The organism is Pelobacter propionicus DSM 2379, assembly GCF_000015045.1.
Lineage (GTDB): Bacteria > Desulfobacterota > Desulfuromonadia > Geobacterales > Pseudopelobacteraceae > Pseudopelobacter > Pseudopelobacter propionicus.
Genome location: NC_008609.1, coordinates 2,643,889 through 2,662,872, shown reverse-complemented (window position 1 = coordinate 2,662,872; position 18,984 = coordinate 2,643,889). Strand labels below are relative to the sequence as shown.

Here is an 18,984-nt window from a genome sequence, read left to right as displayed (position 1 = left end):
TGCGACCAATGGAACATGGGATGATGCCTTGTCGCAAACAGTTCTCGAGGTGAGGCGATATTATGAGGCTCAAGGATTATGAGCGGGCCGCAATTCTGACAACGGTGAGATTTTTCGACAGCAATGCCCGCGTGTATCTGTTCGGTTCTCGCGTCGATGATACCAAAAAGGGGGGAGATATCGATTTGCTGCTCATGTCCGGCAAGATAACAGCAGATACCAAGAGAGCCATCAAAATGAAACTCTACGAGACTCTCGGTGAACAGAAGATTGATATCGTCGTGGCAGCGGATGATTCAGATCCCTTTGTACGGCTTGCGCTTGACAGCGGGTGGAATTGTGACTGACAGGATGCGGTTGTTGTTGGCGCGTGAACTGCAACTGCTTGTGGATGCCAGGGGTGTAATGGTCTGCCAGGAGGATATCGGTGACGCTGCTAAAGACCATGAACAGTGGGGTTGTTATGAGTACTGCAGGGGAACAGCAGGGGCGTATTGATGGATATCAGTCAGAAACGGGGCAGAGAGATATTTTGCGTCTGGGGAATGATGAATAATGTGTATTAGCAGTCATACTTATCTAATTGATTTTGCGGAGGTAGCGTGACATACGATGATGACCATATTGAGCAGTTGAAAAAAGCCTACTCCGAAAACAAGGTCTCTGACTCTTATATTGAAGACAGGTTCTCTTCAGCCATCGGAAGAATTCTGCACGAAGCGCAAGTCAGTTTCGTGGTCGAAGCCATAACAAAGCACCGAATCACAAGTGTTCTGGAAGTTGCGCCTGGACCGGCGCGTCTGACTGTAGATATTGGAGCATCGTGTCGTCAGACGCATGGCACTATCATGGACTTCAATGTAAATATGCTCGAACAGGCGCAAAAAAGGTTGTCTGCCTCCGGGCTTGCAGAAAACTGGAAATCTGTTGCCGGTGATGCCTTTGACATGCCATTTAAGGATATTTTTCAACTTGCATACTCATTCAGATTCATCCGGCACTTTCATAAAGAAGACAGAAATCGGATCTACAACCAGATACATCAGCATCTTGAACCAAACGGTTTTCTCATATTCGATGCAATAAACCGTCAGGTTTCTGAGCCGCTTCGCGCAAATGCCACAGTCGATGAATATCCTATTTACGATGAACTATATGATTTTCAACAGCTTGAGCAAGAATTGAAACAGAATCAATTCAGGATTGTCGAGTATATCGCGGTACAACGCTGTTATTCACTGCTCAGCAAAATACAGATACTGATCGGGCCACGTTCCGAAAAACTGGCATACCGTTTGATGAAATTAGTTGAGGCTGCGAAAATCGGTCAACCCCTTGAGTGGATCGTATTGTGTCAGAAAATATAGGTAGGATCCTGTATTTATGTGGTGCCATAGAACCTCACCGGGAGGGCATTTCCAAGGAGGTATTCTCGCTGCATCGGTATTTCCGGGATAGTTGTGTTATTGGAACTTCCCCTGATGGGGGTTTTTTGCGTTCCCCATCACAAGGGTATTTCGCTTTTCCTGCCAATTTATTGCCTTCGCTTAGGTTTTGGGCTCAGCTTGCGGCGAGAAATTTTCAACTCATCCACGTGTTTCACGGTATCGACTGTTATCACTATCTGAAAATGCGTGGTAATAAGCCAATGATCTTGACTGCCATCTCGGTTGATAATGTGCTGTCTGTCGACCACTATGCAAAGGTGCGTAAGATCGTGGTGGAGTCAGTTCGGGATCGCGATCACCTCCTTAGTGTTGGTCTGCCCCCAGAGAAAGTCACAGTCATCTATCCAGGAACTGATCTCTCTGTGTTTAGAGCCGTTGCGCCTCCCCCAATCAAGGACCGCTTCCGGGTTGTTTTTGCCAGTAGTCCTTTTGCTGTGGAATATATGGAGTCGCGGGGAGTGCGCCTAATGCTGGAAGCGGCAAAAGCGAGAGACAACATTAAGTTTGTCCTTTTGTGGCGTAAGCGTGGAAATACAATAGAGTTGCTGAAGCAGTGGATAGCAGAACTTGGCGTGACTAACGTCACTGTGATTCATAATGACCTGAACGATATGAGCCGATTCTATCAGGAAAGCCATGCAGCTATCGTACCATTCACTACTGCAAAAAACACAAAGTCTTGTCCCAATTCAGCTGTCGAGAGCTTGGCTACTGGAAGGCCAGTACTTGCCTCATCGAGAGTAGGTATTGCTGATGTAATTGTTAGTGAAAGATGCGGAGTGGTTTTCGAACCACAGGTTGATAAGCTTGTCCAGGCACTGGATGATATGATTGTCAACTACGCGAAGCTGCAATCAAAAGCAGAGAGGTGTGCGCAAACGCATTTTAGTAACGCGGCTTTTTTCGAGTCCTACAATAAGTTGTATTGTAACGTTCTTTACTCTGAACGATAGGCTATAAGTAAATATGTCATTAAAAAATTCACTCTGCGACATCAGCAAACATAGCTTGATATATATGCTTGGATGGGGGATTGCCGCTGCAATACGATTAGGGATGCTGCCCCTCTTCACCCGTTGCTTAGGACAACAGGATTACGGAATCATCTCTATTTTGGATAGTTCTGTTGAATTGTTACGTATACTCTGTGCGTTGGGATTCAGTTCTGCTATTGTGAGATTTTATAACGACAGTACGGATGTTTGCTTCAGGCGCACGGTTATGGCTACAGGCGCTTGTTTTTCCTTGCTTGCTACTGTTTTTTTTGGTCTTGGCATTTTTCCTTTTAGTAAACAAATCTCAGAATTCATTTTAGGAAATGGGGTAAATGTACTCTACTTTAAACTTGCATTTGCTACCATATTGCTCAATATAATTAGAAGTGTTGCTGATTCATATTTAACAGTTAATAAATACTCAGTGCAATACATTGTAATTAATACTGTTCAAGTTGTGTTCCAGTCGTCACTGAATTTATATTTAGTTGTGTTCAGAGATCTTGGTGTTACTGGAATGTTGGTAGGAAATTTATTGGTTGCCTTTATTTTTGATGTAGGCTTGTATGCATTCGTAGCTTTTAAGAATGGCCTTGTCATTGATTTTAAGGTGATAATTCCAATGCTCAAATTTTCACTTCCTCTTGTTCCGACTGTGTTGGCTGCGGCAGCCATGCATAACTTAGATAGATTTTTTATCAAGTTTTTCGCCTCAATGGAGGATGTTGGTCTTTATTCGCTGGCATATCAGTTTCCTTTTATGCTCAATACTGTATTTATGAGTTCATTTGTACGGATTTGGGAGTCAAGTTCTATCTACGAAATAGCTAAATACCCCGATGCCTCCTACCAATACGGCAAAATATGCACCTATTTCATGACAATATTGGCTTATGCTCTTCTCATTTTAGCAGTTATGTCCGATCTTGTTATGAAGATTTTTGCTGCACCTTCCTACTTTACTGCGCACGAATATATTCCAATAATTTCGTTGGGCGTCTGGGGTTATGCTTTGCATACTTTTGTACGCGTGGGTGTTAATCTATCAAAAAAAACGCACTTATTTACTATAAATTACATGCTGACGCTGATATACAACGTTGGATTGAATTGTCTACTTGTTCCAAAATGGGGTGCTTTTGGGGCTGCTTGGGCCACTGTTGGTACTTATTTCGGTTTTAGTATTGGAGGTTATATAGTCTACCGAAAGTATAATTGTGTAAATATTGAGTGGTCAAGGCTTGTAATGGTAGTTTTAATGGCAGTTTCATTGGTTGCAATAAAGCAAAACACATATATAGCTAATCAATTATATTATATTATTTTAGAGATATGTTTAATCGTTCTTTTTCCAATACTGTTGATTGCGTTTATCTTTGCTACAAAACAACCAGAAGTTATAGTTATAAAAAACATTTATGCTGCAATGCGGAAATTTATCTAAAATATTAAATTTTAAATCGTGAAGTATTATAGGCTGGTGTGTTGAATGAAAATTCCAATAGTTATGAAAACGTGGGCTGGTTCTGAATCCTATGATTTTTTATATATATTTAAAAGTATTTCTAGTATTCTGTCATCTAATTTACCAAGCTGCGTTGAACTTGTGATTTATGATGACTGTTCAACTGATTCTCGAATGACTGATTTTTTTGATAAGGTGCTTCGTAGTGATTCAAGAGTCAGGGTTGTTAGAAATCACATCAATCGTGGACCTAATGCAGGTCAAGAGCATGCATTTTCAATGGTTTGCCAAGAATATAATGATGCTCCTTTCTATGTAAATGTTGATGATGATGTGGTTTACCATCGCGACTGGTTTTCTAGGTTGTCAGGCGCCTACAATGATTTTATTGCCGATGAGCGCAATGGAATATTTTCAGCCTTGAATATGCCTTTCAGGCGTGAGCATTCAATTGAGCGTTTGAATGGAAGAACCTATCTACTGAAATGGAAACAACCTGCGTTGAACTGGCTGATTCCCCGGAAAGTATACGAGGATGTCGGGCCATTCCGAGATGAGGGGATAGCTTATGATACGGCTTATACCCACTGGTCTCGCTTGAAGAATTACCCGATAATTTGTATGACCCCGAGCTATGTCCAAAATATCGGTCTGCAAGGAGCATATGCAAAAGGAAGCATGACAACTTCACGCGATTTTTTGGGAGAAGGTGGTGGCTATGGCAAATTAAGACAATTTCTGAACGCCATTAAGTATGACATAAGTCGCCTACCTTCTTTTGTCAGAGATAGATCTTCTTGTTTACCAAAGATTATTGCTCCCATACGGTGGGGTAATGAGTTTGTATTCGAAGGAGAAAATATAAATGGAGAAAATATTGCTTTTTATTTGTTGGATTCGTATTTAAAATTGGGATGGCGTATTGATGAAATTGAGAGCAGATTTAATTCTGTAAAAACATGGCAAATAAAAAGTCCTTTACAGTTGATATCGATTAATAAAACAAACAACATATCTGAGCGCTTTATTGATGCAAATTGGAAATTTATGCCCAATATTAGAGAATGTAAAGAGCTTCAATTGAATAATATTTCTGTTGGTAAAATTTTTAAATCAATTTACGCAAGTATTGCGGATATGCACCGGAATATGATTGCTCATAATAAAATTAGAAATGATAATCTGTATTTTGATGCAGACAGTTCCTGTTGTCATTTAGCTTGGTTTGGTTTTGAACCGTATCAAGGTCTTATAAATATTAATAATGTTCGTAGTCTTTTGAATAGCTACTGCTGTGCGGTTGATAGATGGGCGACCGATGAGCTTAAGGAAAAAAAAGCAATTTCATCTATTCAAACATATGCTCCAGAGATTTTTGATGGGTGTGGAGCGAACTGTGCATCCGATGTCTATTCTATTGGTGCTTTATTGGCTTCATATGTAGATGATGATGTTAATACTATTGATCAGTTTAAAACACGACGTCAACAATGGGATCAGGGATACATTCCTGAAAAATTAGGTGAATTTTCTCCTGTTGTAAGAAAAGCCTTGAACCCCAGTCCTGGTAATCGTTATTCGAATGTAATTGATATGGCCAAAGATTTTTTTAAAGTTGCTACAGTATGAAAACATTATTGATTTCAGAGATTTTTCCTCCAAAAATTGGTGGCAGTGGTCGTTGGTTTTGGGAGATATATTCTAGGCTCGACTATGAATCCTATATTATTGCTGCTGGAAAAGATGCTTTTGCGACCGAATTTGATTTACAGCATTGTCTATGTTGTATCCGCTGGCCTTTAGCTTTTTCAAGCTGGGGCTTGTTGTCTTTTTCTGCAATTGTACAGTACCTGAAACTAATAAAGCTTCTGCACTTAACGGTAAAGCTCAAACATATTTCTGTAATTCATTGTGGTCGTGGTCTGCCGGAGGGGCTATTGGGCTGGCTTGCATGGAAATGGCTCGGCATCCCCTATCTTTGTTATGTTCACGGGGAGGAATTGCCTACCTATCATAGTAGTAGGCAATACAAACTCCTCTCTCAACTGGTTTATGCAAATGCACATCGTATCGTTGTAAATAGCAACAATACCCATCGCTCCTTTGTCAAATATACGGGACTGTCTGATACCGTTCATATCATGCACCCGGGGGTTGATACCTCTTATTTCACTCCTGCAAATCGAAATGAAGAAATCAGTCGAAAATATGGTTGGAGTGGGAGGAAGGTTGTCCTGACGGTCGGAAGGTTGCAAAAACGAAAGGGACATGATCATGTGATATTGGCCATGGAGCGTATACGTCAAAGTATTCCCAATGTTCTATATTCTATCGTTGGTGATGGGGAAGAGCTAGGTTACTTGGAATCTCTTGTTACTTCACATGGTCTTGGCGATTATGTGCAACTTCTCGGAAAAGTTGACGACGCAACTATGCTTGCCTGTTATCAACAGTGTGATCTGTTTGTTCTGGCTAATCGAGAGGTTGACGGAGACTTTGAGGGGTTTGGCATGGTGCTGGTTGAAGCGCAGTCATGTGGTAAACCGGTTGTTGCCGGTATGTCGGGTGGTACGGCCGAAACCATGATCCAGGGTTATACCGGAATGCTGGTGGACGCTGAAAGCCCGGAAGCCATCGCAGATACTTTGACGCAATTGCTTTCCGATGACGAAATATTAAGAGTTATGGGACACTTTGCCGCGGAATGGGTCCGCCGGAAATTTGACTGGAATGTGTTGATTCGGCAGGCGGAAGGAATTTTTTCTGAGCTTTCCTCTAAGAGATGAAAAGTCCTGTGTTGAAAAGATGTCTTTGGGCTGTACCAGCTTTAATGCTTATCGGGGTATTGCTCATATCCTGGCATTACAGTAAAAGCCCTCTCGAAGTTTCCAGGATTTTGTTGCGCGGTATGACTCTCCATGGTGTCAGCATGCTTGTTGCGCTGCATGATCCCGCGCCAATAACTATGCCTTGTCCTGTTGGTCCCGATAAAATAACGACTTTCCCTGATGGCTTCGTTTCTTCCGCAAAACTGGCAGAGGTTATTGGAAGTATGTTCCCTGGGGAAACCGTAGTGGTGAGTCGTTATGATAACAGTCCTCTCATTCGCAGTAGGTATCCGTTTTCCTATCAACCATCGTCGGATCCCCGTCTTGCCTCTTTGAGAGAGAAATACGGGCTGTCTAAACTCGCCGTTACGACTGATGATGATTTCTTGCAGATAATCACCATATTGGATTGGGTTCATGGGCAATGGGTGCATGGAACGAGCGGAGCGGATGCGTTCGCCCCGGGAGAGTTCGATGCAGGTGTTATTCTTTCTCATTCTCGTCATGGCAAGCGGTTCTGGTGCCATGTCTATGCCATGACTTTCATTCAGGTCGCATCAGCACTCGGGCATCAGGCTCGTCTCGTATCCTTGACAAAGGACGGTTATGAATCCTCCGATATGCACGCGATTGCCGAGGTTTGGAGTAACCGATATGTAAAATGGGTCGCCGTTGATCCTGATTTCAACATCTGGTACGAGCGTGACGCTATGCCCTTGAGTGTCCTCGAGATCCATAATGCAGTAATGGATCGAACAACCGATCGCATTACGATAGTTAAAGGAAGGCGGAGGGCCGATGCTGAGTTTGAACGCCGCATTCCGATATTATTTAACTACTATCGCTGTTTCAATGTCGACATGAGAAATGATTGGCTTTCAAATAGATATTTTCCTGGCCATCCGCGACGGAGCGACGTTGCTACACTCTTCTGGGATGACAGAAGGTTGCCGCCAGTGCTGACTTTGATGACAAAGATCAATCACCCCCACGCCCTGTATTGGGATATCAACAAGACGCATGTCTCTTTCGTTCGGTCCAATAAATCAACCAGGACAATACCGATATACATGGATACAGTTACACCCAATTATTCTCATTTTGAGATAACCGTGGATGATGCTTTTAGGATTAGCGAAAAGTCTGCAAGATTTAACTGGAAACTGCATAAAGGAAGGAACTCACTGACGGTCTGTTCGGTTAATTCTTTTGGCCACAGGGGAGTGCCTGTAAAGGTAACAGTTGACGTTGGCCTAGAGCGAGGGAAGTGACTGTGGGAAAAATTCTCCTACTTTTGCTCATTATGGTAACCGGTTTTTCCGCTCTGATGAGGCCGTGGATTGGGATTTCTTCGTATTATTTTCTTTCACTGCTCGGCCCCCAATATATCTGGTGGTGGGTTTTTGATGGGGTGCGGGTATCGCTTCTTGTGGCAGGATTCGCTATAGCCGGGATTGGCATTGATCTATTAAAGGGAAACCTTGCCCCTCGACTCCTCAAGACCCGCCTCAATCTCTATGTTTTGCTCCTCTGGGTGTTTCTGGCCGTTTCCTATTGGCTTGGCCCGTTTGTCGATTTGTATGCTTCTGGTGGCCGTACCCCGGAGCAGATTTTTTCGCTCATGAACAATGTGTTCCTGTTTTACTTCTGTGCCACGATTACCGTCGATGATCTGAAAAAAATTCGGTATCTCACGCTCGTCATGGTGGTGAGTGTCATATATTTGGCTTACTGGGCGAATGATCAGTATCTCTCCGCCAACTGGAGCCAGTTCAACATGGGGCGCTTGATGGGACCGAGGAGCATTGGTGGTGGCTCAATTTATGGCGATGAAAATGCTTTTGCCATGTTCTTTGTTACAGGACTCCCGTTTGTCTTTTACCTGGGGATGGAAGTCCGTAAGAAATGGCTCCGGTATCTGTTGTGGGCAGTTATCCCGTTGGGGGGGCATGCAATCTTTCTTACCGGTTCCCGTGGTGGTCTACTTGGTATTTGTGTGACTCTCTTTGTGGGGCTTTTCTTGAGTAAAAGGAAGATTCTGGCGATTCCTGTTTTGTTGGGGGCTTTCATGTTCTATCAGTGGCAGGCGGGTAGCGTCATGAAGGACAGGAGCGAAATAATCGCAGAATATGAGGGTGACCGTTCTGCAACTGACAGGCTGGATGCCTGGGGCGGAGGGGTGAAGATGATACTGACTCATCCTGTCACTGGTGTGGGGCTAGGTTCATTTGTAACGGCACTTCCCATATTTATCGAACATCGTCCCATGGTAGCCCATAACACACTCATTCAGTTTGCGGCGGAGTCTGGGCTTGGTGCAGGTGTCTGCTATGTCCTTCTGATATATACATTCTATCGTAATGCGCGAAGAGTATTGCTTCGATGCAATGCTGAAAAGTCCGATGAAACTGCCAAACGGATTGATCAATACAATAAGACTTGTATGATCTCTTTTTCTGGCCTTGTGGTATGTTCTTTGTTCCTTAGCCTCAACACCTATGAAATCTTCTTTTTTCTGTTGATAATCAACAATTCACTTGCGCAGATATGTCAGGAGAAACTTGATCCTGCATGAAAGCATTTTTCAAAGTGATAGCAGATTTTAGTGCCAAGATTCTGGTTGTGCCTCTCTATGCCGTTTTGATCGTTGGAGAGAGCTTCATCAAATCTGATCAGATGTTTCAGGGATGTTCTCAACTGCTGAGCCTCATTCCCGGCATTCCGGGGAATTATCTGCGTCGACAATTTTACTGTCTGTCTCTTGCTGAATGCCATAACGACTGCTGCATTGAATTTGGCACCCGCCTCAATCAACACGGAATCGAGCTTGGTAGGCGTGTCTATATCGGTACCAACTGTTGTATCGGTTTATGCAGGATTGAGGACGACGTGATGTTGGGGAGCAATGTGGACATAATCAGTGGGAAGACGCAGCATAGTTTTGATCGGTTGGATATTCCCATGCGGGAGCAGGGCGGGGAGCTGGTGAAGATTGTGATCGGTGAAGATTGCTGGCTGGGTAACAGTTCGGTTGTTATGGCGAATATAGGGCGTAAGAGTATTGTGGCGGCCGGTAGTGTTGTGGTGAATGATGTCCCCCCGTTCAGCATCGTGGGAGGAAATCCGGCGAAGGTGCTTAAAAACAGGCTGCCGGAAAGCGTGTCGGACAGGGAGAGGTAACTCTTGAGTCAACGAAAGAAAAAGATCCATGTTGTTCATCTTATTGGGAGTAGCGGTCTGTATGGAGCAGAACGTTGGATCCTTGCGCTCATGCGAGCTATGGATGACAGACACTTTCGCTCGACTCTGGTAAACTTGGTTGATCGCGAAGGGGAGCAATCTGCAGTTGTTTTGGCTGCAACTGAACGTGGCTTAGACGCTTTTGATTTTGTGACTGGGGGTAAGTTTAATCCTTTTGCTGCTGTGCGCTTGGCAAGCTGGGCCCGGAATGAGGGAGTTGAGATTATTCATGGTCATGGCTATAAATCCGATTTATTAGGGATTTTAGCTGCAAAAGTGGCAGGATGCAGAATTCTGACTACCCCCCATGGTTGGAGTGTGGAGAAGGATACGAAGCTTCAGTTGTATGAAAAACTTGATCGTTTTTTGTTCAGGTTTATGGATATGGTTTGTCCTTTATCTGAGACACTGTGTTGTGATGTTCAAAGATATTGTACTGGGAATATTCGCTTGATTACAAATGGTGTTGATATTGATGAAGTGCGTTCATCTGTTGCTAATACCTGTTTTGATGATGATTCGTATGTTATTGGTTATGTTGGAAGGTTGGTAGAGAGTAAGGATCTTGTTACGTTATTGAATTCAGTTGCTGCATTGTCCGAAGTTAGACGTAGAGTCAAGCTTGTTCTAGTGGGAGATGGCGATTTCAGTCGCCAACTCAAGGCTCATGCAAAAGCTCTGGCTATAGAACATCTCGTATTCTTTGCTGGATTTCGGACTGATGCCGCTTGTTTCCTGAGAGGATTTGACTGTTTTGTATTGCCGTCTCTTTCCGAAGGGACACCACGGTGTGTTATGGAGGCTATGGCGCTGAATATTCCGGTCGTAGCATCCGATATCCCTGGTAACCGCATTCTTGTGTCGCATAATGAAACTGGCTTATTGTTTTCAGTTGGAGATTTTCAACAGCTTTCAGAACAGTTAATATTCCTGATGGATCATCCTGAAAAAACCGAGAAACTGGCATATAATGGCAGATTAAAGGTTGAACAAGATTACTCAAATGATAGGATGGCTAGGGAGTATGCCGTTGTTTATGATAGATTGATATTTTAGACAAATGAATATGAATATTATGCTAGATGTAATTTGCGTTTTGTTATTTATTGTTCTGGTGTTTGAATGTAATATGATGTTAATGGAAATGTTTTGCTATAATATTGCCGACAATGATTGATTTAATGCTAAATGCTTGAAATAATGGTAGTGCTATGGAGTGTAAATCTAGTATTTTGTAGCGTGTTGATAATTGCTCTTTAGAAAAAGGAGTATGACTATGAACTTGATGACAAGTAAAAAGAAGTTTAAATTTGTGTCTTGTTTAATTGGGTTTATTTGTTTTTTGACGAATGATATTGTTTTTGCCGAGGATCCACTTATTTATGCTAATAATTTAAACTACGTTGGTGCCTTTCGTTTGCCAGTTGGAACGTTTGGGGCATCTTCTTTCTCGTATGCAAGTGCGGTAATTACTTTCAATCCAACAAACAAGTCGCTTTTTATTGTTGGACATGATCAAAACCAAATGGTGTCAGAAGTTAGCATTCCTGAGCCAGTGAACAGTGCAAACTTGTCTAGTCTTAAGGTTGCCACTGTACTACAAAATTTTTCTGATATTACCGAAGGAAATATAAGTAATTTGGCGAGCGGTGGTGTAAAAATTAGTGGCACATACGGAAAGCTAGGTGGATTGCTTGTATATAACAATAAGCTGATAGGTACATCATATTCTTACTATGGCGTTGGAAGTCCCTCCGTAGCTACATCACATTTTACTTCAGGCCTAAATCTTTCAACGCTTGGTGATTTTAAAGGAATGTTCCAAGTTGGTTCGGATACAAGTGGAGTAAGCTTTCGTTCTGGATTTATGTCATTGGTGCCTGAAAGTATGCAAACGGCTTTGGGGGGACCCGTTTTGACTGGAAATGGCTGCATATCTGTTGTGAGCCGGACATCGGCGGGGCCAGCGGCTTTTGCTTTTGACCCTGCTAATTTGGGAGTGGTCACCCCTGTGCCAGATGTTCCTTTGCTCTATTACCCTGTTACGAACTCAACTCTTGGAAATCCAGCTCCTGCACTTGGAGAGCCATCAAGTGCTTATTGGTCGTTAAGCACGAGGATTAAGGGAATGATGATGATTCCAGGAAGCAGAAGTCTGCTTTATTTTGGATATCACGGTCTAGGTCCATATTGTTATGGTGGCTCTACTGGAGATCCTGCTTTGATAGGCACGGTAAATGACGAATGTTACGATCCAACAGGTGTTGGTGGAAAAGGGCCACATCAATATCCTTATATCTATCAAGCGTGGGCATACGATACTAATGATCTGATTGCGGTGAAAGCTGGGCAAAAGAAGCCGTGGGATGTGTTGCCTTATGCCGTTTGGAAGCTGCCATTTGATTTTGTTGGTGTTGATATATATGGTGGTTCCGCAGCATATGATCCTTCAACGCAAAGATTATATATTGCTTCAACTGGCGGCGATACGAGTAATTTATCTAATAGATTGCCTCTCATACACGTTTTTCAGGTTGATATGACTCGATTGGCTTCTAGTTCATATAAAGTTAAGGGTACTGTTATTCTAATGAAAGGCAATTTGACATTGAAAAACAATGGTCAAGACGAAATTGCTGTTAATTCTGACAATAGGGCTAATACAATAAACTTCTCTTTTATGAAATACTACATGCCAGGATCTGATTATAATGTAACCATATCATCTCATCCTGAGAATCAAAAGTGTGCTGTGCATCGTGGAAGAGGTACAATAAATGCTAATTCTGACATAGAAAGTATACTCATTACTTGTGAAGACACATCTATTAAGGCTCCTGTGAATTTTAAAGGCACTTTGATAAAATAGTTTTGTTTGTGTTGGTGGCATTAATAAAGCAGGACTCTTTATTGAATAAATAGATGGTCCTGTTTTTATGTAAATAAATCAAATTAACTGAAATTATAAGTAGTGCACTTGCTGTGTCAGTGAGATAGCTTGTAGGGTCAAATTTCGCCTTCACTCTAAATAGATTGTAGTCGCTATTGCGATTCTACTGGTAGATCGGAGAGTATATGGTGTCATACGACTAATAAATAACCTATGAAGATTTGAGTTTCATTGTTTTAGAGTATGTGTTAATTTGCTCTATCTCTGCTGACGGAGGTAGAAAAATGTGGCTATTTGAAACAGGGAAAAACTGCTATGGCTTGTCGGGGTTTCGCATTTTTTTTCTGTCCAGCTTTTTTTTCTTATTTTTCCCTCTCTCTGTTGTTCATGCCACCCCAAACCAGCGAATCAATCTGACGCTTACCTACTATTCCACTCCTTCCTGGGTACAGGACTCGTCAATCGGCTTCAACCTGTTTGAAAGCACCGGAAATTCATGGGGCAGCCCTAGCCAGTGGCAGGACATGGGGCCGTCATTGGCTGGAGGGGGCGGTGCTCTGCTGGCGGGAAATACGAAATATAGCGCGTCGCTCTCCGTAAACAGTTTTTCAAATCTGTTTCTGACCATGAATGGTTCTTTTGTCGGCACGAGTGCAGGCGAGCCGTACATATCAAATTTTGTCGCCGAGCCACCCACCGGCAGGGTTTCGGATGCGGATGCATGGATATACGGACCGCCCTGGATTTCTCTGAATAACCTTGCGCCGGGGCACGATCTCTCGGGCGATCTGGTTATCATCAACGGCTACGACAGCCAGGCTGATACATCCCATCCCTGGGTTGCGGGCACCTGGAATGTGGCGATTGCGGCACCTGAGCCGGCGTCACTGCTCCTCGTGGGTACAGGGTTGGCGGGATTTGCTCTGGTCGCGTGGCGACGGGGAGCGAGGAAACGGATTTGAACCTGACGGGAAGGCACGATACGAGGAGGAGCAGGCCTTGAAAATACTGAACATCGTCGGTGCTCGCCCGAACTTCATGAAAATGGCCCCGATCATCGAGGCCATGAACGCATATCCCGAACAGATTAACCATCTCCTCGTCCACACCGGCCAGCACTACGACGAGAAGATGAGCAGCTCCTTCTTCGTCGACCTGGGCATGCCCAGGCCGGATATCAACCTGGAGGTCGGCTCCGGCTCCCATGCCGAACAGACGGCCAAGATCATGGTCGAATTCGAAAAAGTCTGCCTGAGGGAGAAGCCCGATCTGGTCATCGTCGTGGGGGATGTCAACTCCACCATGGCCTGCACCATCACCGCCAAGAAACTGGGCATTCAGGTGGCCCACGTGGAGGCCGGCCTGCGCTCCCGCGACATGGGCATGCCGGAGGAGATCAACCGCCTCTGTACCGACGTGCTCTGCGACTTCCTCTTCACCACCGACCACTTCGCCGACGAGAACCTGCTGGCCGAAGGGGTAGGGCAGGAGAAGATCCACTTTGTCGGCAACGTCATGATCGACACCCTGCTCAGGCACCGGGAGAAGGCCAAAGAGGTCGGCCTTGTGGACAGGTGGGGGCTCAAGCCGAAGGGGTTCGCCACCCTGACCCTGCACCGCCCCTCCAATGTGGATGATCCCGTTGTGCTGGGCGGCCTGCTGGAGGCGCTAGCCGACATATCCCGTCAACTCCCCATCATCTTCCCCATCCACCCCCGCACCCGCAAGATGGCCGAACAGTTCGGCCTCAGCCACTTCTTCTCCAGCGGCGACGCAGTCTCCGGGCTCTGGGTCACCGAGCCCCTGGGGTACCTGGAGTTCCTGCATCTGAACATGAACGCCCGCCTGGTGCTCACCGACAGCGGCGGCCTGCAGGAGGAGACCACCGTGCTGGGCGTCCCCTGCATCACCATGCGCAACAACACCGAACGCCCCATCACCTGCGAACTGGGCACCAACTTCCTGGTGGGGAACGACCCCGCCCGGGTCCTGGAGTGCGCCCGCAAAATCCTCTCCGGCGACCTGCCGCAGGGGAGGGTGCCGGACAGGTGGGACGGCAGGGCAGCCGAGAGGATCGTACGGGTACTGCTGGATGAAATGGCGTGCTAGTACCGCGTAACATCTAAAACCAACCCCCCTCAGTCCCCCCTTGTCAGGGGGGAAGCCTTTAAGTCTCCCCTGATAAGGGGAGGTTTGGAGGGGTTTGGTGCGAAAAAATTAGCGTTACAAGGTGCTAAGCTTCTGGGCTTTCAAGGAGAAGACGCCATGAACGTCAAACGCATCAAGCCCGTTGCTGCATCCTATCCCTTTGAAGCCTACGGCCATGTCATCGCGCCGCTATCGACCGAGGACGGCGGCGGGTACATGATCACCTTCCCCGACCTTCCCGGTTGCATATCAGACGGTGAAACCATGGAAGAAGCGCTCATCAACGGACGTGACGCCTTTAACAGTTGGGTATCGGCACAGACCGACATGGGGCGGCAGATCCCGGCACCTTCGCATTACGACGAGGAGGGCAAGCCGGTCAAATTCGTTCAGAGGCTTCCCCGTTCTCTCCATGCCACCCTTCAGGCACGGGCAAAAGCCGAAGGCGTCAGTATCAACACTCTTGTGCTGATGCTCATTTCCGAGGGACTCGGGAGGCGGGAAGGCGCGGAGGATCGGCGTAAGGCGGCCTAGCCGGCAGTGGCTCAGCCCCTTTTCTCTTAACAGGGATGAGGGGGATGCAGGGGATAACGTTTGAATCCAGGATGAGACTCTTCTTCTCATCCATAAATGTTTTCAGGTGTAGGCGCTCAACAGTCCTTGACTGTTCCCAGCCAATGACGATATAGTTGTACAACTAAAAGGACAAGAGGTGCGCCATGAGGGTTGTGAATTTTTCCGATGCACGCAATCATCTAAAACATGTGATCGACCAGACAATTGAAGATTCGGATTATACGATCATCTCAAGGCGGGATTCTCCAGGCGCCGTTCTCATGTCCCTCGACACTTTCAACAGCCTCATGGAGACCGTTCATCTCCTGAAAACACCTGCCAACGCAGCCCACCTTGCCAAATCAATCGAACAGTACCGAGCGGGACAACTGGTACACGAAAAACTGACCGATGCCTGACCGACTGGTCTGGACATTCGCAGCCTGGGAAGACTATCAGTACTGGCAGACCCAGGATAAAAAGACGCTGAAACGCATCAACCTGCTGATCCGGGATGCCATGCGCAGTCCGTTTGAAGGAATTGGCAAGCCCGAGGCCTTGAGGGAAAATCTTTCCGGCTTCTGGTCCCGTCGCATTGATGAGACGAATCGTCTGATATACGCTGTGGATGGCATCGATCTGGTCGTGATTGCCTGTCGTTACCACTATTGAATGTGTGAGGTGTCTGATGGGACTATTGGCCGAAAAACGTAACAAATCGATACACTTATGGTTATTACCTGACCCGGGATGACGGCCAGCGATGGATCTGCCGCTGGTGTTCCGTGATATCCTGTAACCGCCCCATGACATCATCTCTCTCCGGATAATTTGCCGTGAAGTCGATTACCACTCGTTATGTCAGATGGTTATTCATCGTCGCCGCCCTGTGGCTCATCCTGGTTGCCTTCCCCTCTGTTCCGTCGGTCCGGGCCTGGCTGGCCGCACCGCTCGTCGTCCAGAATATGCATGCCCGTGGCGATGCCTGCTATGTCCTGGCTGGCGGGGGGGCGTTGTGGGAGAGACTGGACGCGGCGGCCGACCTGGTGCAGATGGGGCGGGTGCCCCTGATCCTGCTGATGCGGGACGATTCCCGCGGCCAGTACCGCTTCACGGCCCGGACCTCCTGGAGCAGGACGCAATGGGCCGTTGACTACCTGGCCTGGCGCGGAGTCCCGAAAGAGCGGATCGTGCTCCTGTCTCCGGTCGAGGGGGCGCTGGGCACCCTGGCCGAGGCGAGAGCCGTTGCCCGACATCTGTCGAAGCAGGTAAAAAGCCTGGTGCTGGTCAGTTCGGCGCCCCACATGCGGCGCACCGTGCTGGCCTTCAGGAGGTCACTGCCTTCCGCCGTCGGGGTTATCCCCTATGCAGCGACATCGCTGGAGAACAGCTTCGAGCTGTACCACCCCATCTGGCTTGAATACCTGAAGCTGTTGGTCTACCTGGTGATTGCCTGAGTTTCTCCGTCCTGCGCGGATTCATGCCGCGTTAAGCCCGCCCCAATTCCCTGCCAAAGAACTGTCACATTCCCCTTCTGGTTGCCAACGTGATTTCATTCCCCGCTTGCCGCGGTCACTATCCGCTCGGAGTGCCGAAAACGGAAATGATCGCAAGCCATTGCCCCTCTTCGTCGTTTATTTTGTCAAAAATTTGAATTATTCGCTTTTAACATGAGCTGTGGTGATTCCGGTCACACAGGAACGGTCCCTTTTCGTGGATGGTGGAGACCACAAAAAAACAGTGGTCCTGTTTCCGAAGGGGTAAACCCAGGGTAACCTGGGGACACAAAGCCGCGGGTCCTGATTGGTGGATCGGTCAGGATAGACGGGTTGGCGAGAAACAGCTCCGCGAGCAGCATGCTCGACGGACTGTTTCTTTTTTTTGCCGCCCCCGGCTGGTGAACAGGGACCAGATGACAGGAAAGGGACAGGCTATGAAAACCAATCTGCTCTCGTTGATTACCGCACTGGCGCTCTCCCTGGCGGCATACAGCACATGCTTCGCCTCCGGCAGCGTGACCCTACAGTGGGATCCCAACAGCGACAGCGATCTGGCCGGCTACCGGGTCTATTACCGGATGGACTCGGCCGAAATGCCCTTCAACGGCACCGGAGCAGTTGAAGGGGCTGCCCCCATCGACGTCAAAACCCTTACCTCGGCCACCCTGAGCGGCCTGGAGGCGGGGCATACCTACTATTTCGCGGTAACCGCCTACAATACAGCCGGACTGGAGAGCTCCTACTCCAATGTCATTGTGGAAACCATCCCCCTTGCCGATACGACCGCGCCGAGCGTGTCGTCGTTTTCCCTTCCCTCCACATCGAGCTCCCTGACTGTTGCGATCACCAGCCTGAGGGCCAGTGACAACATCGGCGTCACCGGTTACCTGCTGACCGAAGGGGCCACCACCATGCCCCAGCCCAGCGCTTCCGGGTGGTCGGCCGCCCCCCCCACGTCCCATACCTTCTCCAGCCCTGGCGTAAAGTCGCTCTACGCATGGGCCAGGGACGGGGCGGGCAACGTCTCCAACGCAGTGGGCAGGAGCGTAACCATCACCCTGCCCAAGGCGAGCACGTCCCTGCAGACGGGCTCCCTCCTGGTCTCCCTCACATCGCCATCCGCCGGTTCCGTGGTGAGCGGCACCGTCACGGTCGGCGCATCTGCCTCCGGCAAAACGAAGGTGGGCAAGGTCATGTTTTACCTTGACGGTTCGCTCAAGGCCAGCGACACCAAGGCCCCCTTCAGCTACAGCTGGAACACCAAAACATCACCCAACGGCAGCCATACCCTCATGGCCAGGGCCTACGACGCTGCCGGAAACGTGGCTCTGAGTAGCATACCGGTGACGGTGTCCAACGATACCATTGCTCCCAAGGTTGCTGTCACCTCTCCCGTTGCCGGCTCACGGGCAAGCGGCACCGTCATGGTCAGCGCCGCGGCCAGCGACAATGTGAAGGTAACCAGGGTTGAGTTCTACCTGAACGGTTCCCTCAAGGCCAGCGACACGGTGGCCCCCTACGGCTACAGCTGGAACACCAGCACAGCAGCCAACGGCAGCCATACCCTCATGGCCAGGGCCTATGACGCTGCCGGGAATATGGGCACGACAAGCGTAGGGGTGATAGTGTCCAACGACACCACCGCTCCCGCGATTGCCATCACATCACCCTCTGACGGCTCCCGGGTGGGCGGCACCGTCACGGTCAGCGCCAAAGCCTCGGACGCGGTTGGCGTCAGCAGGGTCCTGTTCTTCCTTGACGGCGTACTGAAAGCTGCTGACACAACGTCCCCCTACAGCTACAGCTGGAACACCAAGACAACAGGAAACGGCCGCCATACCCTCCTGGTCAGGGCCTATGATGCGGCGGGAAACAGCCGGCAGGCGACGGCGCGGGTAAACGTGAAAAACTGACAT

At 47.5% G+C, this 18,984-nt stretch carries 18 protein-coding genes and 1 riboswitch; all 18 genes read left to right on the top strand.

The features are described from left to right. The first annotated feature begins 62 nt into the window (after positions 1 to 62). A complete protein-coding gene (locus tag PPRO_RS12175; protein WP_011736323.1) occupies positions 63 to 347 on the top strand; it encodes a nucleotidyltransferase domain-containing protein in 285 nt (94 codons plus the stop codon). A 255-nt stretch (positions 348 to 602) separates the two neighbouring features. After that, positions 603 to 1,367 carry a class I SAM-dependent methyltransferase gene (locus PPRO_RS12170; protein WP_011736322.1) on the top strand — a complete coding sequence of 255 codons (765 nt, stop codon included), beginning with the start codon at positions 603 to 605 and terminating at the stop codon, positions 1,365 to 1,367. Next, positions 1,352 to 2,401 (top strand): glycosyltransferase family 4 protein, encoded by a 1,050-nt coding sequence (locus PPRO_RS12165; RefSeq protein WP_198138271.1) that lies wholly within the window; start codon positions 1,352 to 1,354, stop codon positions 2,399 to 2,401. The genes PPRO_RS12170 and PPRO_RS12165 overlap by 16 nt, the downstream gene beginning before the upstream one ends. A gap of 13 nt (positions 2,402 to 2,414) precedes the next feature. Then, the gene (locus tag PPRO_RS12160) at positions 2,415 to 3,887 is read left to right on the top strand and encodes an oligosaccharide flippase family protein (protein WP_011736320.1); all 1,473 of its coding nucleotides are present in this window, start codon (positions 2,415 to 2,417) and stop codon (positions 3,885 to 3,887) included. Positions 3,888 to 3,932: 45 nt separating this feature from the next. Then, positions 3,933 to 5,537, top strand: a complete 1,605-nt coding sequence (locus tag PPRO_RS20275) for a glycosyltransferase (RefSeq protein ID WP_011736319.1) — start codon at positions 3,933 to 3,935, stop codon at positions 5,535 to 5,537. Continuing rightward, positions 5,534 to 6,694, top strand: a complete 1,161-nt coding sequence (locus PPRO_RS20270) for a glycosyltransferase family 4 protein (protein WP_011736318.1) — start codon at positions 5,534 to 5,536, stop codon at positions 6,692 to 6,694. Before PPRO_RS20275 ends, PPRO_RS20270 begins: the two co-directional genes overlap by 4 nt. Before the next feature lie 143 nt (positions 6,695 to 6,837). Beyond that, entirely contained in the window at positions 6,838 to 8,007 is a 1,170-nt protein-coding gene (locus PPRO_RS12150; protein ID WP_198138270.1) for a transglutaminase-like domain-containing protein, read from the top strand. Between the two features lie 2 nt (positions 8,008 to 8,009). Next, positions 8,010 to 9,311 (top strand): O-antigen ligase family protein, encoded by a 1,302-nt coding sequence (locus tag PPRO_RS12145; protein ID WP_041532306.1) that lies wholly within the window; start codon positions 8,010 to 8,012, stop codon positions 9,309 to 9,311. Next, positions 9,308 to 9,916, top strand: coding sequence for an acyltransferase (locus PPRO_RS21675; RefSeq protein WP_011736315.1), 609 nt, complete (start codon positions 9,308 to 9,310; stop codon positions 9,914 to 9,916). The genes PPRO_RS12145 and PPRO_RS21675 overlap by 4 nt, the downstream gene beginning before the upstream one ends. 3 nt (positions 9,917 to 9,919) lie before the next feature. Then, positions 9,920 to 11,032 (top strand): glycosyltransferase, encoded by a 1,113-nt coding sequence (locus PPRO_RS20265; protein ID WP_011736314.1) that lies wholly within the window; start codon positions 9,920 to 9,922, stop codon positions 11,030 to 11,032. A 220-nt stretch (positions 11,033 to 11,252) separates the two neighbouring features. Then, the gene (locus tag PPRO_RS20970; protein WP_157040008.1) at positions 11,253 to 12,845 is read left to right on the top strand and encodes a hypothetical protein; all 1,593 of its coding nucleotides are present in this window, start codon (positions 11,253 to 11,255) and stop codon (positions 12,843 to 12,845) included. A 305-nt stretch (positions 12,846 to 13,150) separates the two neighbouring features. Next, complete coding sequence (locus tag PPRO_RS12130) at positions 13,151 to 13,828, top strand: PEP-CTERM sorting domain-containing protein (protein WP_041532304.1); 678 nt, start codon at positions 13,151 to 13,153, stop codon at positions 13,826 to 13,828. Positions 13,829 to 13,865: 37 nt separating this feature from the next. Continuing rightward, positions 13,866 to 14,975 (top strand): non-hydrolyzing UDP-N-acetylglucosamine 2-epimerase, encoded by a 1,110-nt coding sequence (gene wecB / locus PPRO_RS12125; RefSeq protein ID WP_011736311.1) that lies wholly within the window; start codon positions 13,866 to 13,868, stop codon positions 14,973 to 14,975. A 156-nt stretch (positions 14,976 to 15,131) separates the two neighbouring features. Next, positions 15,132 to 15,548, top strand: coding sequence for a type II toxin-antitoxin system HicB family antitoxin (locus PPRO_RS12120; protein WP_011736310.1), 417 nt, complete (start codon positions 15,132 to 15,134; stop codon positions 15,546 to 15,548). Positions 15,549 to 15,733: 185 nt separating this feature from the next. Beyond that, positions 15,734 to 15,988, top strand: a complete 255-nt coding sequence (locus tag PPRO_RS12115) for a type II toxin-antitoxin system Phd/YefM family antitoxin (protein WP_011736309.1) — start codon at positions 15,734 to 15,736, stop codon at positions 15,986 to 15,988. Further along, positions 15,981 to 16,241, top strand: coding sequence for a Txe/YoeB family addiction module toxin (locus PPRO_RS12110; RefSeq protein ID WP_011736308.1), 261 nt, complete (start codon positions 15,981 to 15,983; stop codon positions 16,239 to 16,241). The genes PPRO_RS12115 and PPRO_RS12110 overlap by 8 nt, the downstream gene beginning before the upstream one ends. Before the next feature lie 164 nt (positions 16,242 to 16,405). After that, positions 16,406 to 17,026 (top strand): YdcF family protein, encoded by a 621-nt coding sequence (locus PPRO_RS12105; protein WP_011736307.1) that lies wholly within the window; start codon positions 16,406 to 16,408, stop codon positions 17,024 to 17,026. Between the two features lie 292 nt (positions 17,027 to 17,318). Beyond that, positions 17,319 to 17,406, top strand: a riboswitch (cyclic di-GMP riboswitch). A gap of 96 nt (positions 17,407 to 17,502) precedes the next feature. After that, positions 17,503 to 18,981 (top strand): Ig-like domain-containing protein, encoded by a 1,479-nt coding sequence (locus PPRO_RS12100; protein WP_049759715.1) that lies wholly within the window; start codon positions 17,503 to 17,505, stop codon positions 18,979 to 18,981. Positions 18,982 to 18,984 lie beyond the last annotated feature (3 nt).

What these genes read in the sequence shown, in the direction of transcription:
- PPRO_RS12175 (WP_011736323.1), top strand. Translation starts at nt 63, where the DNA reads ATGAGGCTCAAGGATTATGAGCGGGCCGCAATTCTGACAACGGTGAGA.
- PPRO_RS12160 (WP_011736320.1), top strand. Translation starts at nt 2,415, where the DNA reads ATGTCATTAAAAAATTCACTCTGCGACATCAGCAAACATAGCTTGATA.
- PPRO_RS20275 (WP_011736319.1), top strand. Translation starts at nt 3,933, where the DNA reads ATGAAAATTCCAATAGTTATGAAAACGTGGGCTGGTTCTGAATCCTAT.
- PPRO_RS20270 (WP_011736318.1), top strand. Translation starts at nt 5,534, where the DNA reads ATGAAAACATTATTGATTTCAGAGATTTTTCCTCCAAAAATTGGTGGC.
- PPRO_RS12150 (WP_198138270.1), top strand. Translation starts at nt 6,838, where the DNA reads ATGCTTGTTGCGCTGCATGATCCCGCGCCAATAACTATGCCTTGTCCT.
- PPRO_RS21675 (WP_011736315.1), top strand. Translation starts at nt 9,308, where the DNA reads ATGAAAGCATTTTTCAAAGTGATAGCAGATTTTAGTGCCAAGATTCTG.
- PPRO_RS20970 (WP_157040008.1), top strand. Translation starts at nt 11,253, where the DNA reads ATGAACTTGATGACAAGTAAAAAGAAGTTTAAATTTGTGTCTTGTTTA.
- PPRO_RS12130 (WP_041532304.1), top strand. Translation starts at nt 13,151, where the DNA reads ATGTGGCTATTTGAAACAGGGAAAAACTGCTATGGCTTGTCGGGGTTT.
- PPRO_RS12120 (WP_011736310.1), top strand. Translation starts at nt 15,132, where the DNA reads ATGAACGTCAAACGCATCAAGCCCGTTGCTGCATCCTATCCCTTTGAA.
- PPRO_RS12115 (WP_011736309.1), top strand. Translation starts at nt 15,734, where the DNA reads ATGAGGGTTGTGAATTTTTCCGATGCACGCAATCATCTAAAACATGTG.
- PPRO_RS12110 (WP_011736308.1), top strand. Translation starts at nt 15,981, where the DNA reads ATGCCTGACCGACTGGTCTGGACATTCGCAGCCTGGGAAGACTATCAG.
- PPRO_RS12100 (WP_049759715.1), top strand. Translation starts at nt 17,503, where the DNA reads ATGAAAACCAATCTGCTCTCGTTGATTACCGCACTGGCGCTCTCCCTG.